Annotated in this window: 19 protein-coding genes; 9 read left to right on the top strand and 10 right to left on the bottom strand. The window is 57.9% G+C overall.

Annotation, left to right across the window (positions count from 1 at the left end; translation table 11 throughout):
* From OHL21_RS12155 to OHL21_RS12140, 4 genes are all read left to right on the top strand, one after another.
* Window positions 1-584, top strand: a 584-nt coding sequence (locus OHL21_RS12155) for a hypothetical protein (protein WP_263417540.1), incomplete at its 5' end; no start/stop codon positions are given.
* A 298-nt stretch (window positions 585-882) separates the two neighbouring features.
* The gene (locus OHL21_RS12150; protein ID WP_263417539.1) at window positions 883-2,175 is read left to right on the top strand and encodes a PQQ-dependent sugar dehydrogenase; all 1,293 of its coding nucleotides are present in this window, start codon (window positions 883-885) and stop codon (window positions 2,173-2,175) included.
* Between the two features lie 227 nt (window positions 2,176-2,402).
* A complete protein-coding gene (locus tag OHL21_RS12145) occupies window positions 2,403-3,020 on the top strand; it encodes a LysE family translocator (protein ID WP_263417538.1) in 618 nt (205 codons plus the stop codon).
* Between the two features lie 87 nt (window positions 3,021-3,107).
* On the top strand, window positions 3,108-3,851 hold the full coding sequence (locus tag OHL21_RS12140; protein WP_263417537.1) for an SDR family oxidoreductase: 744 nt from the start codon (window positions 3,108-3,110) through the stop codon (window positions 3,849-3,851).
* Window positions 3,852-3,960: 109 nt separating this feature from the next.
* Here OHL21_RS12140 and OHL21_RS12135 read toward each other — a convergent pair whose 3' ends face one another.
* The 7 genes from OHL21_RS12135 to OHL21_RS12105 all read right to left on the bottom strand — a co-directional run bounded on the left by OHL21_RS12135 (window position 3,961) and on the right by OHL21_RS12105 (window position 8,522).
* A complete protein-coding gene (locus OHL21_RS12135) occupies window positions 3,961-4,731 on the bottom strand; it encodes a glycosyltransferase family 2 protein (protein ID WP_263417536.1) in 771 nt (256 codons plus the stop codon).
* 159 nt (window positions 4,732-4,890) lie between these two features.
* On the bottom strand, window positions 4,891-5,220 hold the full coding sequence (cyaY, locus tag OHL21_RS12130) for an iron donor protein CyaY (RefSeq protein ID WP_263417535.1): 330 nt from the start codon (window positions 5,218-5,220) through the stop codon (window positions 4,891-4,893).
* 83 nt (window positions 5,221-5,303) lie between these two features.
* Window positions 5,304-5,768 (bottom strand): single-stranded DNA-binding protein, encoded by a 465-nt coding sequence (locus OHL21_RS12125; RefSeq protein ID WP_263417534.1) that lies wholly within the window; start codon window positions 5,766-5,768, stop codon window positions 5,304-5,306.
* A gap of 155 nt (window positions 5,769-5,923) precedes the next feature.
* The gene (locus tag OHL21_RS12120) at window positions 5,924-6,148 is read right to left on the bottom strand and encodes a hypothetical protein (RefSeq protein WP_263417533.1); all 225 of its coding nucleotides are present in this window, start codon (window positions 6,146-6,148) and stop codon (window positions 5,924-5,926) included.
* Between the two features lie 22 nt (window positions 6,149-6,170).
* Entirely contained in the window at window positions 6,171-6,734 is a 564-nt protein-coding gene (locus OHL21_RS12115) for a DUF420 domain-containing protein (protein WP_263417532.1), read from the bottom strand.
* Window positions 6,734-7,690, bottom strand: coding sequence for a heme o synthase (gene cyoE / locus OHL21_RS12110; protein WP_317889976.1), 957 nt, complete (start codon window positions 7,688-7,690; stop codon window positions 6,734-6,736). Before cyoE ends, OHL21_RS12115 begins: the two co-directional genes overlap by 1 nt.
* 103 nt (window positions 7,691-7,793) lie before the next feature.
* Entirely contained in the window at window positions 7,794-8,522 is a 729-nt protein-coding gene (locus OHL21_RS12105; protein ID WP_263417531.1) for a hypothetical protein, read from the bottom strand.
* A gap of 69 nt (window positions 8,523-8,591) precedes the next feature.
* Here OHL21_RS12105 and trpE point away from each other — a divergent pair, with 69 nt between their 5' ends.
* Window positions 8,592-10,088, top strand: coding sequence for an anthranilate synthase component I (gene trpE, locus OHL21_RS12100; RefSeq protein ID WP_263417530.1), 1,497 nt, complete (start codon window positions 8,592-8,594; stop codon window positions 10,086-10,088).
* 495 nt (window positions 10,089-10,583) lie between these two features.
* Here the strand turns inward: trpE and OHL21_RS12095 are convergent, their stop codons facing one another.
* The 3 genes from OHL21_RS12095 to OHL21_RS12085 all read right to left on the bottom strand — a co-directional run bounded on the left by OHL21_RS12095 (window position 10,584) and on the right by OHL21_RS12085 (window position 12,790).
* Window positions 10,584-10,895, bottom strand: coding sequence for a hypothetical protein (locus OHL21_RS12095; protein ID WP_263417529.1), 312 nt, complete (start codon window positions 10,893-10,895; stop codon window positions 10,584-10,586).
* A gap of 44 nt (window positions 10,896-10,939) precedes the next feature.
* Window positions 10,940-11,542 carry an RNA polymerase sigma factor gene (locus OHL21_RS12090; protein ID WP_263417528.1) on the bottom strand — a complete coding sequence of 201 codons (603 nt, stop codon included), beginning with the start codon at window positions 11,540-11,542 and terminating at the stop codon, window positions 10,940-10,942.
* Between the two features lie 207 nt (window positions 11,543-11,749).
* Window positions 11,750-12,790: a ThiF family adenylyltransferase gene (locus OHL21_RS12085; RefSeq protein ID WP_263417527.1), complete on the bottom strand. Its 1,041-nt coding sequence runs from the start codon at window positions 12,788-12,790 to the stop codon at window positions 11,750-11,752.
* 197 nt (window positions 12,791-12,987) lie between these two features.
* Here OHL21_RS12085 and OHL21_RS12080 point away from each other — a divergent pair, with 197 nt between their 5' ends.
* The 4 genes from OHL21_RS12080 to OHL21_RS12065 all read left to right on the top strand — a co-directional run bounded on the left by OHL21_RS12080 (window position 12,988) and on the right by OHL21_RS12065 (window position 22,147).
* On the top strand, window positions 12,988-16,137 hold the full coding sequence (locus tag OHL21_RS12080) for a POTRA domain-containing protein (protein WP_263417526.1): 3,150 nt from the start codon (window positions 12,988-12,990) through the stop codon (window positions 16,135-16,137).
* Window positions 16,137-16,913: a SurA N-terminal domain-containing protein gene (locus tag OHL21_RS12075; RefSeq protein WP_263417525.1), complete on the top strand. Its 777-nt coding sequence runs from the start codon at window positions 16,137-16,139 to the stop codon at window positions 16,911-16,913. Before OHL21_RS12080 ends, OHL21_RS12075 begins: the two co-directional genes overlap by 1 nt.
* Window positions 16,910-21,280 (top strand): translocation/assembly module TamB domain-containing protein, encoded by a 4,371-nt coding sequence (locus tag OHL21_RS12070; RefSeq protein ID WP_263417524.1) that lies wholly within the window; start codon window positions 16,910-16,912, stop codon window positions 21,278-21,280. Before OHL21_RS12075 ends, OHL21_RS12070 begins: the two co-directional genes overlap by 4 nt.
* Before the next feature lie 69 nt (window positions 21,281-21,349).
* Window positions 21,350-22,147: a BON domain-containing protein gene (locus tag OHL21_RS12065; RefSeq protein WP_263417523.1), complete on the top strand. Its 798-nt coding sequence runs from the start codon at window positions 21,350-21,352 to the stop codon at window positions 22,145-22,147.
* Window positions 22,148-22,217 lie beyond the last annotated feature (70 nt).

Here is a 22,217-nt window from a genome sequence, read left to right as displayed (position 1 = left end):
CGCTCAGCCTGGCCAACATCGTGGACACCTTCGGACAGCCCTTCCTCTATATGCCGATGGTCAGCAAGGGAACTGGTATCTCCAACGGAGTAGAGGCCGAATTCAACTCGAGCTTCAGCCGCAAGTTATTCGTTCGCGCCAACGTGGGCCTGGGACGTTCGTTCGCGACTGCTCTCGATGGCATCTCGCGCCGCACCAACTATGACATGCCTCTGCGGACGAACCTGATCACTGGCGTCCGGATTGGTAAGAAGCAGATCTTCACAACTCGCTACTCCTCGCATACGGGAACGCCGTACACCCCGTACCTGGTGCAACAGTCGCAGCTTCAGCAGCGGCCGATCTATGACGTCACCAGCGTCAATACTGCACGTGGCACGGACTATCAACGCGTCGATGTCCACTATGAAGTGAATCTCCAGAAAGAGGGCCGCGGTATGAAGCTGTACGGCGGACTCGATAACGCCCTCAACAACCGGAATTACTACCAATACGTCATGATTCCGCACTGCCAGGGTTGCACACCCTACGAGCTGACCCAGATGAACCGCTATCCCGAGTTTGGGCTCACCTGGGCCTTCTAAAACATCCCGACGTTGCTAGTGGCCCGCCTCCGAGATCATCCGGAGGCGGGTCATGGGCTTTGGAGCATTTTCCCTGTAGGTGTAGCCCAGGGCATCCGCATCTATGGGCGTTTTCCGCAATGAAAACGCCGCTGCACTCCTCTTCCGGGATACCCCGCAACAGGAAAAATGCTCTAAGTCCAGATTTTTTTCGATGTGAACACATACCGGGCATGAACTGAACCAGCGTGAGGTGACGGACATCGATGGTTCGAGGGAGAATGGAGTCGCTCCAAAATTCCCCTCGGAGGATTCCGGAATGAAGCCACGTTCCTCGCTCGTTCTCGTGTCGGCCATGGTTATTAGCTCTGGCGCTATCGCCCAGCAGATTCGTACCGGCCAGCAGGCCTGGGCAGGCTATGCCGATGAGAAACCCGGCCAGCGCTGGAAGATCACGGTGGCCGATCTGCCGGAGCCGAATGAGGCCGAGGCGGTGGGGAATGGCCCGCATGTCATCGACCGTCCGCAGAATGCCTGGCCCCAGGCGCCGGCGGGATACAAGGTGGAGATCTACGCCCAGGGATTTGAGATTCCCCGCCTGATGCGTACGGCTCCCAATGGAGATGTGTTTCTCGCGGATACAGGCGCCGGCACCATCAAGGTGATGCGAGGTGTCGGGGCTGATGGCAAAGCCGCCACGGTAGAGACCTTTGCCAGCGGGCTCGATCGGCCCTTCGGAATTGCCTTCTATCCGCTGGGGCCGAATCCTCAGTATGTCTACGTGGTCACGACGAAGTCACTCTATCGCTATGCGTATAAGAATGGCGATCTAAAGGCTGCAACTCAGGGCGAGCAGTTGATCGAGAAGCTCTATCCGATGGCGCCTGGCAGCGGGCATTCGACGCGTGATGTGGTCTTTTCGAAGGACGGAAAGCGGATGTTCATCTCCGTGGGCTCGGCCTCGAATGTGGCTGATATGGATACGCATCCTGAGGAAGAGCATCGTGCCGATGTATTGGAGTTCACGCCCGAAGGTAAGTTCGTGAAGGTGTATGCCGCAGGCATTCGCAACTGCGTGGGCGAGGCCATCAATCCGACGACGGGCGAGCTGTGGTGCTCGACCAATGAGCGCGACAACCTCGGCAATAACCTGGTGCCGGACTACATCACCAGCGTGAAGGAAGGCGGCTTCTATGGCTGGCCCTGGTTTTACATGGGCGGTCATCAGGATCCCCGCCACAAAGGGAAGCATCCGGAGCTGAAGGCGAAGGTCATTACGCCGGATGTGCTGGTGCAGCCACATATGGCTTCACTGCAGATGATGTTTTATCCCGGCGGACAGTTCCCAGGCATGACCGGCGACATCTTTGCCGCGGAACATGGAAGCTGGAACCGCAAGGTCCGTGCGGGATATGAGGTGATTCATGTACCGATGAAGAACGGCAAGCCCACCAGCGGCGAGTACGAGGATTTCCTGACCGGCTTTGTTACGCCCGAAGGCCAGGTCTGGGGACGTCCGGTGGGTGTCACCACGGCTAAGGATGGTTCGCTTCTCGTAAGCGACGACGGCTCACGTACCATTTGGCGGGTCAGCTACACAGGGAAGAAGTAGGCGCCTCGGTCGGGATGGAGAAAAGCTCGCTCAAAATCTCTTGGGGAAAAGTGTCTGTACTGGTGTTGCTGATGTTGGCTGCCATATATGCCAGCCAACATCCACACTCATTGATTTACTATTTGGTCAAATTTCTCATTCTTCCCGTCCCCTAGGCTCGAACGGTCCCCTGGCGTTTTCCTTCATTCTGCTGGCAAGCAGAGACAAGCAACTGGTACGTTTCTGGTATGCACGCTTCTCAACTGACCCTCTACATTGGCGCGGTCTTTATTCTGGCGATCGCGCCCGGGCCGGATAACATTCAGGTTCTTGTCCGCGGCATCTCGCAGGGGCGTATGGCCGGCTTTGTCGCTGCCTGCGGATTCGCCTTCGGTGTCATCTTCCATACGACGATCGCCGCGATTGGTCTTGCCGCGGTATTGCGAGCCTCACCGGTTGCGTTTGAGATGATTAAGTACGCCGGTGCGGCCTATCTGTTCTGGATCGGCATCAAGAGCTGGCGCAGCGGCTCGCTCTCAGTCGCGGGGAATGCACCGAAGAAGTCGCTGTGGCTGGTCTTCCGTCAGTGCGTGATCGGCAACATGCTGAATCCCAAGGTAACGCTCTTCTTCCTCGTCTTTTTACCGCAGTTCGTGCAGAAGAATGGACCGTCGCCGGCGATCCAGATGATGATTCTCGGCGGCATCTTCATGATGATGGCCTTCCTCGTATTCAGCACAATCGGCATCTTTGCCGGGACGGTAGGCGCGTGGCTCAAACGGAACCCCAAGGCTGGCGTGTGGCTTGATCGACTGGCCGGGACTACATTCATTGGTGTGGGATTAAAGGTCGCATTCGGCGATTAACAATCGCTGAGAGATAGTTGCATCTCTTTCGCTTTTATCGTGATCTAACCTCTCGCACCTACAACAGGTATTACAAGGAGAGATGCCATGGCAGAGACGAAGAAGGTTGCGCTCATCACCGGAGCCAACAAAGGGATTGGCTTTGAGACCGCGAAACAACTCGGCGAGCAGGGAATCACAGTCGTGGTGGCCGCCCGCGACCAGCAGAAGGCCGAAGGCGCCGCGCAGAAGCTGAAGGCCGCCGGTATCGATGCCTATCCCGTTGTTCTGGAGATCACACGATCTTCCGACTTCCCGAAGGTGTACGACTTCCTCGACAAGACCTTCGGCAAACTCGACATCCTGATCAACAACGCCGGTGTCAGTGAGGGTGGCGACGATTGGGCGGCGAATACTGCTGCGACCGTGACACAGAAGCAGTTGCGCGACGTCTTCGATACCAACTTCTTTGGCCTGATTGAGCTCACGCAGACACTGCTGCCGCTCGTCCGCAAGAGCCCGGCGGGACGCATCGTGAACCTCTCCAGCATTCTGGGTTCGCTTACACTGCATGCCGACCCGACCTCGCCGATCTACGGCAGCAAGATGGTCGCGTATAACGCTTCGAAGGCCGCGCTGAACTCCTACACCATTCACCTGGCGGCAGCGCTGAAGGATACGCCGATCAAGGTCAACGCAGCTCATCCCGGCTGGGTCAAGACCGATATGGGCACCAGCGCCGCTCCGATGGAGATTCCCGACGGTGCAAAGACCTCGGTACGTCTGGCGACGCTCCCTGCAGATGGACCGACAGGCGGCTACTTCCACATGGACCAGACGCTTCCCTGGTAGGGAAGAAGAGTTAAAAGTTGCAAGTTAAAAGTTAAAGCGTTAAGGCTGTGGTTGTTGGGGAGGAAGTGCCTCACCGGTTGCCACGGCCTTAACGCTTAACTTGCAACTTTTAACTTTTAACCTTTGCTTTACCCAGCTCCCACGCTTTCGCGTACTTCCAGCTCGCATAGGCTGCATGGTAGAGGTGGAGCATCAGTCCTTCGCGGCCGTCGAGGAAGCCGAGGCGGAACCAGAAGTTCCATTTCAACTGAAGCACCGGCCGGATGACTACATTCCAGACGAATGTGAGATATCCACCGCTGACCACGCCTTGTTGGGCAAGCATCTCCGCTCCCAGCCCGCTATAGCGGTTCATGTGTTCCACGAATCCGGCGATGGTGGGATAGGGATAGTGAATCAGTGCGCCTTCCAGTTCATCCGATTCGCCTTCAAAGCGGATCGTTTCGTGCACCAGGCGCGCAGCGAAGGTAGCTGCGCCGCGGCGAAAGAGCCGAAGCTTGCTGTCAGGGTAGAAGCCGCCGTGCCTGATCCAGCGCCCAAAGATGATATTTCTGCGCGGCAGATAGTAGGCATCGTGCGGAGGGTTAGAGGGCAGCAGAATACGCAACTGCTCGGCAAGCTCCGGGCTCACCAGCTCGTCGGCGTCGAGCGAGAGAATCCAGTCCCCGGTGCATTTGGCAATTGCCGAGTTCTTCTGTCCGGCATAGCCTTTCCAGGGTTCTTCATAGACCTTGGCGCCGAAGCTGCGGGCCAGCTCGACGGTTTTATCGGTAGATCCGGAATCTACCACAATGACCTCATCAGCGAACTGCAGCGAGGGCAGAGTTCGGCGGAGGTTCTCTTCTTCATTCAGGGTAATGATGGCGACAGAAAGCGTCATCGTACGCTCAGACTAACCGCGCCCGGGCGATCTGGGTAATAAAAAGTTAGAGCATTTTCCCTGGAGGTGTAGAGTAGGGCTTCCGCATCTATGGGCTTTTCCGCAATGAAAACGCCGCTGCTCGACTCTTCCGGGATACCCAGCAACAGGGAAAATGTTCTAGCCAAGCGTGATGGAATCGTCGCTGAGATGCTCGCGCAACAGGCGCTGCGTCAGCAGTTGCAGTGCTTCTCCGGTCTTCGGCAGCACGAACTGGCCATCGTGCCACTCCAGCTTGAAGGAAGTCGACAGAGCCGAGATCCAGATCTGGCGGACCGGCGTATTGGGTGTAAAAACAAATTTTGCGCTGCCGTCTTCAAAGAGGACATTCAGCACGCCATTCTTCTCTTCCACTTCGAAGCCGCCGTCTTCTTCGGCTTCGATCAACGCCTGCTTCAGGCTCTCGAGAGCGCTGTCGCTCTCCCTGCGAAATGCGGCTTCATCCAGCATGGTTTCAGTCTACCAATCCCGATGAACTACGAAGCCGCGCCAGGCATGGGCCGGGCGCGGCGAAAGGAACGGAGAGGTTCTGTTTAGAAAGGGATATCGTCGTCGGTGATGCCAGTACCGGCGAATTCATCCGCCGGAGCAGGCGAGCTGGAGCCGAAGCTCGCAGTGTTGCCGCGAGAGTAGTTGCCGCCGCCCTGGCCGCCCTGACCACCACCGCCGCCAAGCAGCGTGAGCTCATTTACCAGGATCTCGGTGCGGTACTTCTTCTGTCCGCTTTCCTTATCATCCCAGCTCCGTGTCTGGATCTTGCCTTCAACGAAAAGCTGCGTACCTTTCTTGACGTAGTCGCGAACGATCTCCGCGGTACGGCCGAAGCAGACGAGGTTGTGCCATTCGGTCTTATCGACCCAGTTGCCGGTCTGGTCTTTCGCGCGTTCGGCTGTGGCCAGGCCAAATGTTCCCACCATCGTTCCGCTCGGGGTCGAGCGGATCTCGGGATCCTTGCCCACATTGCCCAACAGAATCACTTTATTTACACCACGTGCCATATCGTTTCTCCACTTCCTTCTCTAGTCGGTTGCACCGAGGATACTAGGGCATGTCATCAAATTCCAGTCGTCAGCGTTGCGAGCGCAAATTTGTTCAGACGGGGAGGAAGCTGAAGGCTGTGGCGGCTCTAGGTATCGAACTATTCCCTCAAACCCTATTCCCTCAAATCCTTGAGCCACTTGGCCATCCCCAAAAGAAAGAGGAGGCAGCCCATCGGCAGACAGCACATGGCCACCATCAGGCCAAGCCAGCCCGAATTCGTATGAGGCCCCTGCCGTGTAAGCCCACCGAAGACAGTGGCGGTCAGCAGCGCGGATAGAAGTCCCACCAGCAGAATGCTGCCGCCATACTGCAACAGGGTTTTCGTGTCTTTCTTCATCTCTCGTATTCGTGCAACGTCCTTAGCGCCGGATCGCCGCCTGCATGAGGTAAACCACGACACCCGTGACCGAAACGTACATCCACAGAGGATAGGTGTACTTCGCCAGAGCACGATGCTGCGGGAAGCGTTCTGTCAGAGACAGGAAGAAGGTGATCAGCACAATTGGCAGCGCAATCACGCTGGTGAGAATGTGCGAAATCAGCAGTAAAAGGTAAGTCCACCAGACGCCACCGGTATGCGCGATCGGCAGTTTGGTTTCGCCATGCAATGCAAAATTACCCAGGTAGCTGACCAGGAAGAGTGTGGAAAAGAAGAAAGCCGCAAACATCATCGTGCGATGCTGCTTGACCTTCTTCGCCATAATGAAGCGCACCCCGATGAGGATGCAGATGGCGCTGAGCCCATTCAACAGGCCGTTCAGCGCAGGCAGGAAGGCGAGTTGCGTACCTGCCATGTCGACCGGCTGGTGGAAGTAGACCAGCCAGAAGATGAAGGCACTGGCAGCGGCGCTGACCGCAATAATCGTCCAGATCGCGCTCGGCGGCGTGTGGATTCTAGGAGCTCCGGCAGGAGTTGTCGCCATTAGAAGAAGATCCTTCCCTGGGCGTTCAGCATCATGGCTGCCAACAACAGCGGCAGGTAGATGACAGACGCTTTTAGCAGATCGCGGGCATAGGCTCGCGATTTCAGTGGGTCTGTTTCTTTCAGAATCCTGGCGAAGCGGACCGTGTACCACAGGTAGCCCAGGCTCAGGACGGTTGCGGCGATGGCATAGGGAATTCCGGTCACTCCCAGCCATGTCGTCCACAAGCTCACAGGAATCATGAGTACGGCGTAGAAAAGGCTCTGGGCCACGGTTGTCACCCCGTTGGGGGAGACGACGGGTGTCATCTTGATGCCGGCGCTGGCATAGTCTTCCCGATACATCCAGGCGATAGCCATGAAATGCGGGAACTGCCAGACAAAGAGCACAGCGAACAGGGCGACACCGGGCCACTCGATCATCCCGCGGGCAGCGGTCCATCCAATCAGCGGCGGCAGGGCGCCAGGGAACGCCCCAATAAAGGTTGCCAGCGTCGTCATTCGTTTCAGTGGCGTATAGATTCCAACGTAGCCGACAGCGGTGATCAGCGTGAGGGTGCCGGTCAGAAGATTGGTTTCGTGCGCCAGGAACATCGATCCCAAGAAGACGGCCGCAAAGCCCAGAAGCAGGCCATGCAGCAGACCGATACGGCCGGACGCCATGGGGCGGCGGGCGGTGCGTCGCATCTGGGCGTCGCTGCGTCGCTCCAGGGCCTCGTTCAGCGCCGCGGAACCGGCAGTGACGACGGCCATCCCACCCAGTGTTTTAAGCAGGCCCATATTGAACGGGCTGATGCCGCTGCGAAGCGAGCCCAGATAGAAGCCGGCGGCGCCGGTGATAACGACGAGCAGGGTGACACGGGCCTTGAACAGCTCCGCATAGTCCATCATCCACTCGCGAAGCCGTGAGGCTGCTGCGGAGCCCGTCAGATCATGAGTTGTAGCCGGGGATTGCACGCTCCTACTAGGATACCGCGCTGATTTCCGCTACAGGGGGTGAGGGCGGGCCTGCATGGAAAATCGGCTGCCGTAGCAGCCGATTTTCGGACAAAGTTGCGGCTCATCCGCGGCACATTGCCGCGAACCGCATCCACAGGTGGGTCTGTCCGAACGGAATCCGCGCCAGGTGCACCACGATAAGCGCCACCGCCGGAATCCAGGTAGCGCGATGGATTCTTTTCAGCGTGATGAGGTCATAAACCATGATGGCGGCCAGCAGGGCGAAGAGAACGAGCGATTGTTTCAGGCCGGTCAGGCTGGGCCAAACCGTGTATGGAAAGCGGCCTACGGCGGCATCCAGAATGGCGATGGTCGCGATCATGATCAGCCGTTTATGCGCCTGGGGCGTCCGGCGGGCTGCGTAGCTCCATCCGGCGAACCACGCGAAGAGTCCCGCTCCCGTGACCGGAACGATAAAGAAGGTCAACGGATCGAGACCCGAGCCGGGAGGAGAAAAGTTCCTTCGTAGCGCGTCCAGAGCCGCGGCCATGGCGATGGCGACCCAGGCCGCGGCCAGTCCGAAGCCCCACAGACCTACGGTCATGTGCAGTTTTACCTTGCGGGCGGTGACCAGGCCAATCTGGACGATCAGCGTAATCAGCCACAACGTTGCCGCGATGGCATGGACGTGAATGGTTGGACTGGGAAGTTTGGCGTGGACCATGCCGGCGGCGTAGTAGGTCTTTGAGAATCCGAGCCAAACCAGCAGAAGCATCAAGCCGCACAGCATGGGAAAGAAGATGCGGTCGGGATTTACCGGCCTTTTTACAGCCACAGCGGTGGTTGCCATAGCATTCGTCCTTGTAGATTTTAGAATTTACCGAAACCTTCCGGCAGGCCAGATTTACCATAAGCCTTGATGCCGTCCGACGCTACAACTTTTCCATCGCAGAAGGATTTCGTCCGTCTGGCGAAATCGCACACCCTGGTCCCGGTCTACCGCACCGTAACTGCTGATCTTGAGACCCCTGTCTCCGCCTTTCTGCGCATCGCCGCCGAGGAGCCGGAGGCATTTCTACTGGAGTCCGTTGAAGGAGGAGAGCGCATTGGCCGCTACACCTTCATCGGGATTCAGCCGTATCGCCGCATGACCTCTCGCGGAAGCTCGATCACCGTCACGGAAGGGAAGCGGACCCGGAACTTCACCGGTGATATCTTCACGGAACTGAAAGCGGCACTGACGGCGCATAAACCAGCCAAGCTGCCAGGTTTGCCCCCATTTACCGCGGGCGCCGTGGGGTTTTTCAGCTATGACGTCGTTCGTCAGATCGAGCGCCTGCCGGAACTGGCCGCAGACGAACTGCGTGTGCCGGATGCCTGCCTGATGTTCTTCGATCAGGTACTGGCCTTCGACCATGTAAAGAAGGCGATCCACCTGATCGTGACGGCAGACGTGACCAAGGCCGCCCCGGCGGCGGCGTACAAACGTTCAGAGAGCCGGCTGAATGCGCTGGAAAAACGCCTGCATACATCACTGAAGCGGACGCGGAAGAGGAAGAACGAGGCGAAGCTCGAGATCAAGCCGCGGACCCGCAAGGCGCAGTTCCTCAAGGCTGTGGAAAAGACGAAGGAATATATCGCCGCCGGCGACATCTTCCAGTGCGTGCTATCGCAACGCTTCGACGTGACCCCGGGTGTGGATGCCTTTGAGGTCTATCGTTCGCTGCGCATCGTCAATCCCAGCCCGTACATGTACTTCTTGCGTTTCCCGATGGACGGTGTTCCGGCGCATATCGTCGGCTCATCGCCGGAGCTGCTGGTGCGCGTTCACGGATCGAAGGTGGAGTACCGTCCGATTGCAGGCACGCAGCCACGGGCGGAAGATCCGGCGGAGGATCTCGCGCTGGAGTTGCATATGCGTCAGGACCCAAAGGAGGTTGCTGAGCATGTCATGCTGGTCGACCTGGGCCGTAACGACGTAGGCCGCGTCTCCGAGTTCGGGTCGGTCAAGGTGACCGATCTGATGTTCGTCGAGCGTTATTCCCATGTCATGCATATGGTCAGCTCGATCGAAGGCACTCTCCGCGATGGTCTTAACCCGATGGATGCCTTCCGCGCATGCTTCCCCGCAGGCACCCTCTCAGGTGCGCCTAAGATCCGCGCCATGGAGGTGATTGAGGAGCTGGAGCCATCGCGGCGCGGTGTATACGGGGGTAGCGTGCTGTACGCGGATTTCTCCGGAAACCTCGACTCCTGCATCGCGATCCGCACACTGTTCATGCACGGCAAAGAAGGGCATATCCAGGCCGGCGCCGGCATCGTGGCCGACTCCGTGCCGGAAAAAGAATTTCAGGAGAGCGTGAACAAGGCGCGCGCGGTGGTCCGGGCGATTGAGCGGGCGAGAACACAGGTGTAGCAGCTTTAGCACGGCGATCTGAGACGCTCAGAGGTTTTCCGCCGCCTCTTGAGGCCGGTCACGGTGCGCCTCATCTTCCTCGTGTCGCCATAGCTCGGCCAGCCGGACAATCAAGCGCTGAAGGCGCGTTCTATACCAGCCTGGGGCAACGCCCCAGGTACGGAGATAGGAAACTGGTAAGAGGGCTGAAGGCCCGCTCTATAATTCCACAACCGTCACAAACGTAAGGTTCCTGAAGTCGTTGTATGCCTATCGAAACGATACGGTCGGATTGAGGGCTCTTAATATAGGACGGGCCTTCAGCCCTTAGACGTCTTTGGGAATCAAAACCTGGGGCGCTGCCCCAGGCTGGTATGGAACGCGCCTTCAGCGCTCAATACCGGTTCGAGCTTCGCTCGAATAGTTCACCCCACCGAGCCAAGTTCGCTGGTTCAAAAAACAGCAAAAGGGCGCAGCATTCGCTGCGCCCCTTTTGCGTATCTATTGAAATCTCGATCAGTTCGGTGAGTGACCGTTTGGTTTGCCGCCGCCCTCATCACCGTTCGTCGCAGCCAGCGCCGTCTGGATGTTGTTCCAGACATCTTCGGGAGGATCGATCTCGCTGCCGGGATCAAGCAGCATACGGGCCTGCTCTGCGATGTATTCCAGGTCACGGACCAGAGCAGCACAGGTCGGGCAGGTGTTCAGATGCATCGCGTAGACGGGATCGTCTGAAAGCCTGCCTCCCTTGGCATTCGCAAAGAGCTCTGGGAGCTGTTCCTGGAACTCCGCGCAATCGATCGTGCGGATTGGTGTGGAATCGGACACTAAGCAACCTCCTGCCGGGCAGCCATCTCATTCTGCTTAAGTAACTAGCGGAGCTTGAGGCGGGCCTTATGCAACTGGGATTTGGAATTGCCGGTAGAACACTCAAGCATGGCGGCAATCTCATTGTGCTCATAGCCTTCGATGTCATGCAACACAAAGACCAGACGATATCCCGGGGGAAGGGTGGCGATAGCGCGTTCGAGCGCGACGCGATCGACGGAGCCGGAGAGCTGGGGATCCGCGGTGCCGAAGTCCCGCTTTGGTGCATCTTCTTCACTGGGGTTGATGGTCTCTTCCAGTGAGACGAGCTGTAGCCCCTTTTTGCGCAGATGCATCAGCACCAGATTGACGGTCAGACGGTGCAGCCAGGTCGAAAATGCGCTCTCTCCACGGAAGCTATTGAGCTTGCGAAAGAGATGTAGAAACGCTTCCTGGGTCATATCTTCGGCTTCAGAGACATTGCCGAGCATGCGAAGACACAGCGTGTAAACGCGCCGCTTGTGAAGCCCATAAAGTTTGGCAAATGCGTCGGGGTCACCGTTTTTAGCCCTTTCCAGGGCATCTGCCTCGCCGGCGATGGGCGGATTACGCTTAAACATGCCTGGCGTCGCGTTGGTCTGTGTCATCGTCCTGCCTTGAAGTTGCATGGGGTTATGATGGCTTCTTGGAACCGGGTTGGGTGCGAAAAAGTCATGCGCCAGGAAACCAATAGTACAGCATGGGGATACGATTGGCTGAAAACAAACTGACGCCCTCGAGGTCTTTGTTTCTTAGAAGCCTCGATAGAAGTGTGAGTTGCCTGACGCCGATATCCGCCATTGGTGAAACGTATCAAAACATTGAGCAATAAAGCTCTACGAGCCGATATAACGGGCATAGAGAGTGCGGGCCTGGACTGGATCAGTTGTGCCCTGTATCAGGGCGCGGCCATCAGGAAAGACCGTGATCGTAAATGGCGGGCGTTCAAATCGCAGCAGTAGCTCGTTGGAACGGATTGTCCCATGGGGCGCCAGGCGAGCCGCGAGCTCGGCGAAATCGACAGGACGGTTGTGTTCGTGGATCTGGACGGAGTTCCGGCCACAGAGCGTGATGTGAGGACGAGCTTCGCCGGCCAGATGGACAAACTGCCGCTTACCGCAGACGTCGCACTCGGAATCCGGCCTGGCGGAAGAGATCTCGCTACGCTCATTGGTCCACAGATCGAAGGAGAGCAGGGTGCGGCGCATGGCATTGAGATCGCCGGTGAGATATTTCAGTGTCTCCGTCACTTGCAGCGACGCGGCAAAGTTGACGGCAGTATTCAGAATGCCGACAGTATCGCAGGTCTCGACCGTGCCTGAAGGCGGCTTGGGGAAGAGGCAGGCGAGACATGCCGTCTGCCCCGGAAGGATGTTCATGCTGGCGGCATAGGAGCCGATGGCGGCAGCATAGATCCAGGGAACCGTCTGCTCGATGGCATAGTCGTTGATCAGATAGCGCGTCTCGAAGTTATCGGTGGCATCCAGAACGATCTGTGCGCCATTGAGAAGTTCATGAATATTGCCGGGGACGAGGTCCGCAATATGGGCGCGGATGTCAATCTGTGAGTTAAAGGCCGTGATGCGCCGGCGGGCAGCCTCGGCCTTCGGTGTGGCATTGCGAGCATCCTCTTCTTCAAACAGGACCTGGCGCTGCAGGTTGGACTCTTCAACAAAGTCGCGGTCGATGAGGGTCAGTGTGCCCACTCCGGCGCGCGCCAGCAGGGCAGCGGCCGCTGCGCCGGTCGCGCCGCAACCAACGATGGCTACGTGCGCGGCGGCAATTTTCTGCTGTCCTGCCGCGCCGATGGGCGCAAAGAGGACCTGCCGGGAGTAGCGTTCGGCAATCGCCTCGGAAGTGGCTGAAATGACAGGCACGACAACCCTTAGTATAGGGAAAGTTCGCAGGTCTCTGTTGGTTGACGTCCGGAGTGGTCGTTGCATCCAACTGAGAACTGTGGGCGACCGTAGGCAGAGTCTCTGTACGGGTGCTGAAGAACCCTCGTACAGCCGCGTCGCAGGAAAGCTGGAAGGGAAGCAGGATAGACGTGTTTGGGATCAGGAGCAGACGGCCATTGCGATGGAAGCGCGGCGTGATCGCGTGCCTGCTGCTGGGGTGTGCGGTGAACCTGGCCCACTCCCAGGCGGCAGACCAGGCTTTTGTCTCTGCCGGGGGCTTCGATCAGGGCTTCGATCAGCAAACCACCAGGACACCGACGGCCACCAGCGGCATCTGGAATCTGCGCGGACTGAAGGTCGACAAGATCGAATTCGAAGGCGTAACCCTGGAACAGCAGCAGGGGTTGGTGGCGGAGCTTCCTGTTCATGAGAACCAGGTGCTTGATCCGGCGAGTCTGCAGGAGATGACTCGACGCCTCTATAGTTCCGGCCTTTATCGCGATATTGAACTGAGGGGCGTGCGGCATGGCGATTCGGTGACGTTGATCTTCTATGGAACGGCGCGCTACTTTGTGGGCCGAATCGACATTCTGGGCGTCAACAACGAACGCCTGACCAGCATTCTGGAGTATGCGTCGCAGCTGCAGCCGGGAACGCCCTTTCAGGAGGGAAAGGTCGCCGCGGGCGTTGACGGCATTAAACAGTCGCTACAGCAGAATGGCTTCTACCGGCCTACGGTTACCTCCGCGACCAAAGTCGATGAGGTGGGCAAGCAGGTCGATGTCTCCTATACGGTACAGGTGGGGCCGCAGGCGCGCGTCGGCCAGGTGGCGCTCTCGGGCGATCCCGGAATGACCGTTGAGGAGTTTCGGAAACGCGGCAAGCTGAAGGAAAAGACCAAAGTCAATCGCGACACGGTCTCGAATGCGTTCACGCGGCTCCGTAAGAACTATCAGAAGAAGGATCGCCTGGAAGCGACCATCGCTCTGGAAGAGTCGCAGTACAACGACCAGCGCAAGCAACTGGACTACAAGTTCAATGCCAACCAGGGCGCGATCGTGCGTGTTGTGACGGAAGGCGATAAGATCTCAGGCCGCCAGCTGAAAAAGCTGGTGCCGATTTATGAAGAGAGTGCCGTTGACAATGACCTGATCAACGAAGGAGCCCACAACATCAAGGAGGCGCTGCAGCGGAAAGGGTACTTTGATGCCGACGTAACTGCGTCGCGCAGCGGTGCAGGCACAGCCCAGGAGACGGTGACCTATACCATCCACAACAACCGGAAGCACAAAGTTGTTTCGGTGGATATCGCCGGAAACCAGTATTTCGATACCGACACCTTGAGAGAACGCATGCAGGTGGCGCGTGCGGACGCGTATAACCGCGTCGGCCGCTATAGCCAGCAGCTCCTGGCCGCCGACGTAGCCTCAATTCAGGCACTGTATCGCGCGAATGGTTTCAGCCATGCAGAAGTGAAGACCGAAGTGAAGGATGTGGAGTCGGACAAGAAGAAATCGGCCCAGATCCAGGTGCTGTTGACCGTAGTCGAAGGAGATCAGCAGACGTTTGGCGAGGTTGCCCTGAACGGTGTCAACCCGGCACGCAGCAGTGAGATTCGCGGTCTGCTGAATGCTCAGCAGGGCCAGCCGTATTCGTTAATCACGCTGTCAGGGGACCGCGACGCGGTTCTTGGTTATTACCTCAGCCATGGTTTTGACCAGGCCCGGGTGGAGGTACATCAGTCGAAGGCAGACGGCACCGACACCGTGATGAATGTCTCGCTGGACGTCACTGAAGGCGAGCAGGTCTTTGTGAACAAGGTACTGATCTCTGGAGCGATGAAAACCCGGCCAGGTGTTGTGCAGCGGCAGATTGAGCTCGAGCCGGAACAGCCGCTGGACCAGACAGCATTGCTGAACACGCAACGCAACCTGTATAACCTCGCACTGTTCAGCGAAGTAAACACCGCGGTCCAGAATCCTGACGGCCATGCCTCCCGCAAGAACGTGCTGGTGCAACTGAAAGAGGCAAAACGCTGGGATGTGACCTACGGTTTTGGTTTTGAGGCGCAGACCGGAACACCCCAGACGAACTGTAATGCGCAGCTCTCGTTGAATCCCAATGCGGACTGTAAGCAGGAAGGAAAGGCCGGCGTGAGCCCGCGGGTCAGCATCGACGTTACACGCATCAACCTGCGTGGAACGGATCAGTCGCTCTCGATGCATGTTACGTACGGACTGCTTGAGCAGATTGCGACGGCCACCTTCACACTGCCGCACTTCCGTAACCGGCGCAATCTGGATGCCGCAATCTCCGGCGGCTATAGCAATGTGCGGAACATCTCGACCTATGCGTCCACCCAGCTGCAGGGCTCCATGAAGTTTTCGCAGCGTCTGAACCGTGCCGACACGTTGATCTATGACTTCACCTATCGTCGCGTATCAGTGGATCAGGCTAGCCTGCAGATCGCTGCGAATCTGATTCCACTGCTGTCGCAGCCGGTAAAGGTCGGGGGCCCTGGCATTACGTTGCTGCACGATACGCGTCAGCCATCGCCGCTGGACGCGACCAAGGGGATTTTTCTCTCGGTACAGAACTTCTTTTCTAATCACGTCTTCGGTTCGGACGTGGACTTCAACCGGACCGATATTACGAATTCCACCTACTATGCTTTCGGCAAGAAGAGCCGCTACGTCTTTGCCCGGAGCACCCGGTTTGGATTTATCGCAACACTTGGGCCGAATCCTCAGCTTGCGGGCAACAGTGCCTGTAGCGCGAAGCTGGTGATTGACCCAAGCTGCATTGCGGCGCCGCTGCCTGAGCGCTTGTATGCCGGCGGCGCAACCTCGCATCGTGGCTTTCCCATCAACGGCGCCGGGCCGCGAGACCTGACGACTGGATTTCCGGTCGGTGGAACCGGCGTTTTCGTAAACAGTTTCGAGATGCGTATGCCAGGACCGGTGCTGCCGCTTGTGAATGACAATCTGCAGATTGTGCTGTTCCACGACATGGGCAACGCGTTCATTAACGTCTCCGATATCTGGAAGAGCTTTGGGCGTTTCCATCAGCCGAACGAACAGACCTGCAAAATCTTTACCGGCGTAACAACCGGTACCTGCGACTTCAACTACTTCTCGCACGCGATTGGCACGGGCGCCCGCTATAAGACTCCGGTCGGGCCGCTTCGTGTGGACTTTAGCTATAACCTGAATCCGCCGTTTTATCCGGTCGTGAACGATTATTCGAAACCCTACCCGCAGGTGAATGGATTTGCGGGGCGCGCAAGCCACTTCAACTTCTTCTTCAGTATTGGGCAGACCTTCTAATGACGGTGCGTTGGCTCAGGACGATTGCGGTATTGGCTCTGGCAGCTTCCATGAGCGCCATGGCACAGCAGACGCCTGCTCCGGCAGCCGCTCCAAAGCAGGGCGATGCGCCAAAGCAAGGCGATGCGCCAAAGCAGGGCGATGCGCCCAAAAAGGGCGAGCCGCTTGATCGCATCGTCGCCATCGTCAACAAGCAGCTCATTCTGGAGAGTGACGTCAATCAGGAGATGAGGTTTGCGGAGATTCAACCTTTCCGCATCGCCCGGGGTGGTACGCCCTACGAACAGGCCCTGAACCGCCTGATTGACCGTACACTCGTCTATCAGCAGGCGCTGGAGCAGCAGCTTGAGCCGGTGAGCGACGACCAGGTCAATGCAGAGCTGGAGCAGTTGAAGAAGCAGCTCTCCGAGTGCCAGATCTATAAGTGCAGCGCCTCCGAAAACGGCTGGAAAGAGTTCCTCTCCCAATACGGCATTACAGAGCAGGAGATGCGTGAGCACTGGCGTCAGCGTATGACGGTGCTGCGTTTCATTGAACAGAGATTTCGGTCAGGAGCAAGCATCACCGACCAGCAGATCTCCGAGTACTACGAGAAGACTCTTGTGCCCGAGGTGAAGGCGCGAGGTGGAACTCCCCCACCACTGGAGCAGATCTCCTCACGCATTGAAGAAGTTCTGTTGCAGCAGCAGGTCTCTGCCATGCTGCAGGACTGGTTAAAGAGCCTGCGGGAGCAGGGCAGCGTACGCATCTTCAAAGATGGGGAGGTCGCGCCATGAGCGAGCTTCTTCCCCAGAACCAGCAGACCGAACAGAACGTTCCCCTTTCGCCCGGCAATCCGCCACGGCGTAAGGTCATGAGGATTGCGGCATGGATCTTTGCCGGGATTGGCGCGTTGTTGCTGTTTCTGACCGCTCTGCTGACCTTGTACACCCACACTCAGGACTTTCAACAGCGTGTGGGGCGACAGGTGGTGTCAATTCTGGAAGAAGCCACCGGTGGACGTGTGGAAGTCGGTTCGGTGCAGTTCAACCTGTGGCATCTGTCAGCCGAGGTGGACGGACTCGTGATTCACGGGACTGAGGCACAGGGAGAGGCGCCCTATCTCTCCGTCGATCGCATTCTGGTGCGCATCACTATCGGTAATCTGCTGCAGCGAGCGGCAGGCGGCCTGATGTCAAAAGTACATCTGAGTCTGCTGCGCGTGGAGCATCCCCAGTTTCACCTGATCGTTAATGCCGACGGCAGTACGAATCAGCCGGTTCCGAAGAAGAAAAGTGCAAGTACGAGGCCAATTCAGGACACGCTGCTGGATCTGAAGGCAGCCAAGGCTGAAGTCGTGGAGGGAGTCGTTCTCATGAACGACAAGCCGATTCCATTCGAGATGGCAGCGCGGCAGCTCGGTGTCAATGTGCACTATCTCTCGTCATCGGATCGTTATGGCATTTCAGTTACTCTCAACGACCTGACAACCAAGATGAAGGAGATGCCTGAGGCGAAGTCGCACATGACTGCCGAGATCGAGCTGGGCCGTTCGATGGTGGCGCTGAAAAGCCTGCACCTGGAGACTGGTGAGAGCTCGAAGCTGGACCTGACGGCGCAGCTCGAAAACTTCGACAATCCGGTATGGCAGGCAACGGTCAAAGGCAATGTGGAGATTAAACAGATCTCGGTGTTGAGCGGTTTCCCGGGCTTGAACGCGGGGAATGTTGCTCTGGATCTGAGCGGTCATAGCTGTGCAGTCGCACCGCAGGAGGCACAGAAGCAGCCGCATTTCTGGCAGAGACGCCACCCGGCTCAGAGTCCGGCAAACGTAAAGACACTGCCGCCGGATCCGGAATGCCAGAAGGGCTATCTATTAGCCGGTACGGTCAAGGCGCGCGGCGCGGGCTATACGGATCAGTTTGTTCGTGTTCATGGTGTCGATCTCGATACCAAGTTGCACGTCACACCGACCGAGCTGCTGCTGAATGCGATGTTGATCGATCTGTCGGATGGTGGCCATATTGCCGGCGATATGCGAATCAACAACTGGCTGGGTCAGATTCCCGAAGACACAGCCCAAAAGTCGCCCACGGCTGCCGCCGGTCAGCAGACAGCAAATACGACGGCCAAGGCGATGAATTCGAAACCCCCGGCGGAAGGAAATCGCATGCTGCCGAAGGTCGCGCGGTCGCATGCCTATGTCAATGTCACCCTGACGAGTGTCAGCCTGCGCGCCATTGAAGAGATTACCCAGCCTCGCGGTTTCAGGGACCTTGGACTGGATCTCGCGGTAACAGGGCCGGCCAAGGCGGAATGGGGCGGGGACTTCGCTCATATCGAAGACTCTGTGATCGTGAACGCGAACCTGAAGTTGTCACCTACCGGACGGCAGGTGCCTGGAAGGCAGAATGTTCCCGTCTCGGGCTCTGTCATTGCTGAGTATCGCGGGCAGGGAGAGATCGTGAACATCCAGCAGGTCACGGCAAAGACTCCATATACGACGATCGAGGCGAATGGCGTGCTGGGTGTCGATAAGGGAGAAGCCGCAACCGCGCTACGCGCCAATGTGGTGATGGGAAATCTCGCCGAGTTGGATTCGGTGTTGACGGCCATCGGTTACGATCCCCAGGAGAAGCGGGGCGCCAGCGCGCTGCCTATTGATCTGCAGGGGACGGCGACCTTCCATGGGACGGCATCGGGTCCAATGGCGTCACTGGATATCAAAGGGCATCTGGAGGCCACCGGGGTAGAAGCGAAGGTCGCGCCGGACTCAACGCTGCTTATCGATTCTCTCGTCGCAGATGCTGAATACACACCGCAGGGGCTGGCGGTGGCGAGCTCAACGGTGAAGCGCGGACATTCGCTGCTGCACGCTCATGGCTCTGTGAAGGCACACCATATCCAGGGGCGTCGAGGTGTTTCGTCTTACGAATGGGACAAAGAGTCGACTGTAGACGCCGATGTGCAGTTGGCCGATGCCGATGTTGTCGAAGCGTTGCAGATGGCCGGACAGTCGAATCTGCCGGTGACCGGGACCTTGAACGTGAATGGTCATCTGGCCGGCACGATTGGAAACCTCAACGGCAAAGGTATCGTAGCGTTGCGCGACGGCGTAGCCTACGGCGAGCCGTTCCAGTTGGTGCAGACGGACCTGAACGTCCACGGACATACGATCGATGGGGAAAACCTGTTGATCCGTGCTCACAATGTGCAGGTTCTGACTGGAGACGCGGGGTACGACATCGATACCAAACAGGTGCATGCACATGTGCAGGCGCGTGATCTGCGGCTCTCCGGTTTTGAAAACGTGCAGAAGCGGAATCTCCCGCTCGACGGGAACCTGACCGCGACCCTGGACGCAAAGGGAACGCTGGAGCAACCGAACCTTCAGGCAAATCTCCGCCTGAGCAACGTCAGGCTGGACGGCTCGAGCGTGGGTGAGCTGACGGCAGATGCCCATAGCCAGGGTTCGACGGTCTATCTCAAGGGACAATCAACGCTTCTGAATGCCGCGATCAATGTGGCTGCGCAGGCACAGCTCACCGGGAACTACAACTCGCAGGGCAAGCTGGAGTTCAGTAACCTCAACTTCGAGAATGTTCTGAAGGCGCTGAACAACACGACGCTTAAGGCTACTTCGAACCTCGCCGGCACGGTGGACTTCTCCGGTCCTCTAAAGACTCCGGAGCAGTTGCGCGGCGCCGCGGAGATCCGCAATGTCGATGTGACACTAGCGGGGCTGGCATTCAAGACCGAAGCCCCGATGCGGGCCTCTCTGGAGAATGGAACCGTACGGCTGCAGCCTGTTCACATCACGGGATCGCAGACAGACGTGCGTCTGGAAGGCACGGCGCAGATACTGGGCGTGACTGACCCGAAGGGCGGCCGTCTGGATGCGAAGGCGAGCGGAACAGCGGATCTGGCTGTATTGCACACCGTCCAGCCGGGCATTATTGCGGGCGGCGGCATCACATTCACCATCGGTGCTTCAGGAACCACGCAAACTCCCGTGCTGACGGGCCGGGTCGAGATGAAGAACGCCAACCTGGCGTACGAAGATATTCCAAATGGCCTGAGTAATATCAACGGCACCTTGGTCTTTAACCGGGATCGCCTGGAAGTGCAATCGCTGACGGCGACCACAGGTGGCGGACAGTTGCGGGTCGGCGGATTCATGACCTACCGCAACGGCTTCTACGCTGACCTGACGGCGATGGCGAATGCAGCACGCGTCCGTCTCTATGGCGTCAGCACGACGGCAAATACCAGCCTGCATCTGATCGGCAACAGCAACTCGATGCAATTGAGCGGTGATGTGCTGATAACACGTTTCGGCCTGAGTGAAGAGTTTGATTTTGCGCAGTTTTCCGGCAGCGGCGGCGTGTCGGCTCCGCCGGATCCGGATGCTATGACCAACAAGGTGCACCTCAATATACGTGTCACCTCATCCCCGCAGCTCGACTTCCAGAATTCGTACGCCAAGCTGGCCGGTAAGGTCGACCTGCGCGTAGTAGGTACGCTGGCGGTTCCTTCGGTACTGGGACGCGTGTCGATTACCGATGGCAGTGCAAGCTTCGCGGGTGTGCAGTACCAGTTGCAACGCGGCGATGTCTACTTCAACAACCCCGTGCGCATCGATCCCGTAATCGATCTGGATGCGACAGCGCGCGTCAGTAATTACGACATCACTATCGGCCTGCACGGCACATCAACCAGCCTGAAACCGACCTATCGCTCTGAACCGCCACTCAGCGAGGCAGACATCTTCGCCCTGCTGGCTCTGGGACGGACCCAGGAGCAGGCCCAGATCTATCAGGAACAACAGTTGCGGAGTGGAACCGATCCGACGACCTCGGCGTTGCTGGGAAGTGCGCTGAACGCGACCGTCAGCAATCGTGTCTCGAAGCTGTTCGGCGGAGCGGGAAGCGTGAAGATTGACCCCTCCTATACTGGCGCCGTAGGTAACTCGTCGGCCCGCATCACCATCGAAGAGCAGCTGTCGCGACAGTTGACGGTAGTCTTTGCCACAAACGTGAACTCGTCGGCACGGCAGTTAATCCAGCTTCAATATCAGGTGAACCGGAATAATGCCATTGTCGCCACCCGCGATGAAAACGGTGTCTTCAGCATCGTTTACAAGATCCGGCAGCGTTACAAGTAATATGAGTGCATCTCTTTACAGGAACCCGGCTTCTAACAAGATATGAGTACGTCAGCGTTGTTGAAGAGGATGCGGTTTACGAACGTTGTCAGCGCCCTTGGATTAGCGCTGGCGATAGGGATGGGGATTGCAGGTGTTAGCGCGTATGCGCAGGGCAAGAAAGAGTCTGCCAGCGGCGCTAATGATCCTCAGATTCTTCAGGATCTCAAGGAAAAGCTCAGCAGCAAACGGTTCGGCGGTGTGAAGCCCGAGGTGAACCGCGGGGTGGTGACCCTGACCGGCTCGGTGGATCTGTACAGTGCCAAGTCCGATGCGGATAACCGTGCCCATCACGTGAAAAATGTGCTGGCTGTGCGCAACATGATCGAGGTCGCCGGCAACAGCGAACTGACTGATGTGCAGTTGCGCGACAAACTGGCGGAGAAGCTCTCCTACGATCGCGTCGGCTATGGCACAACCGCATTCAATTCCTTCACCATTGGTGTGCAGGATGGTGTTGTGACTCTCGGCGGCGTCGCGTATGGTCCGATGGACCGCGATTCCGCGGTGAGTCTGGTATCGAACTATCCGGGCGTGAAGGATGTTATAGACAACATCGAGGTCGCGCCTCTCTCGCCGAACGACGACCGTATCCGGATGGCGGTAGCGCGTGCCGTGTATGGCTTCCCATCGCTGAATAAGTACTCCATTGACCCGGCCAAGCCCATCCGTATTGTCGTGGTGAACGGCAACGTTACGCTGGCGGGTGTCGTCGATACGCAGGCCGACAAAGATACGGCAGGGATTCGAGCCAATGGGGTTCCAGGGGTCTTCAAGGTGACCAACGACCTGCAGGTCGCCGGTGCCGCGAGTCCGGAGCAGCGATAGTGTAATTCCTCTGTTGATGGGTAATCGAGGGCTTCCGCATCGTGTGGGCGTTTTCCGCAATGAAAACGCC

Source organism: Terriglobus albidus, assembly GCF_025685425.1.
GTDB classification, from domain to species: domain Bacteria; phylum Acidobacteriota; class Terriglobia; order Terriglobales; family Acidobacteriaceae; genus Terriglobus; species Terriglobus albidus.
This window is presented reverse-complemented; position numbering and strand designations above follow the sequence as displayed.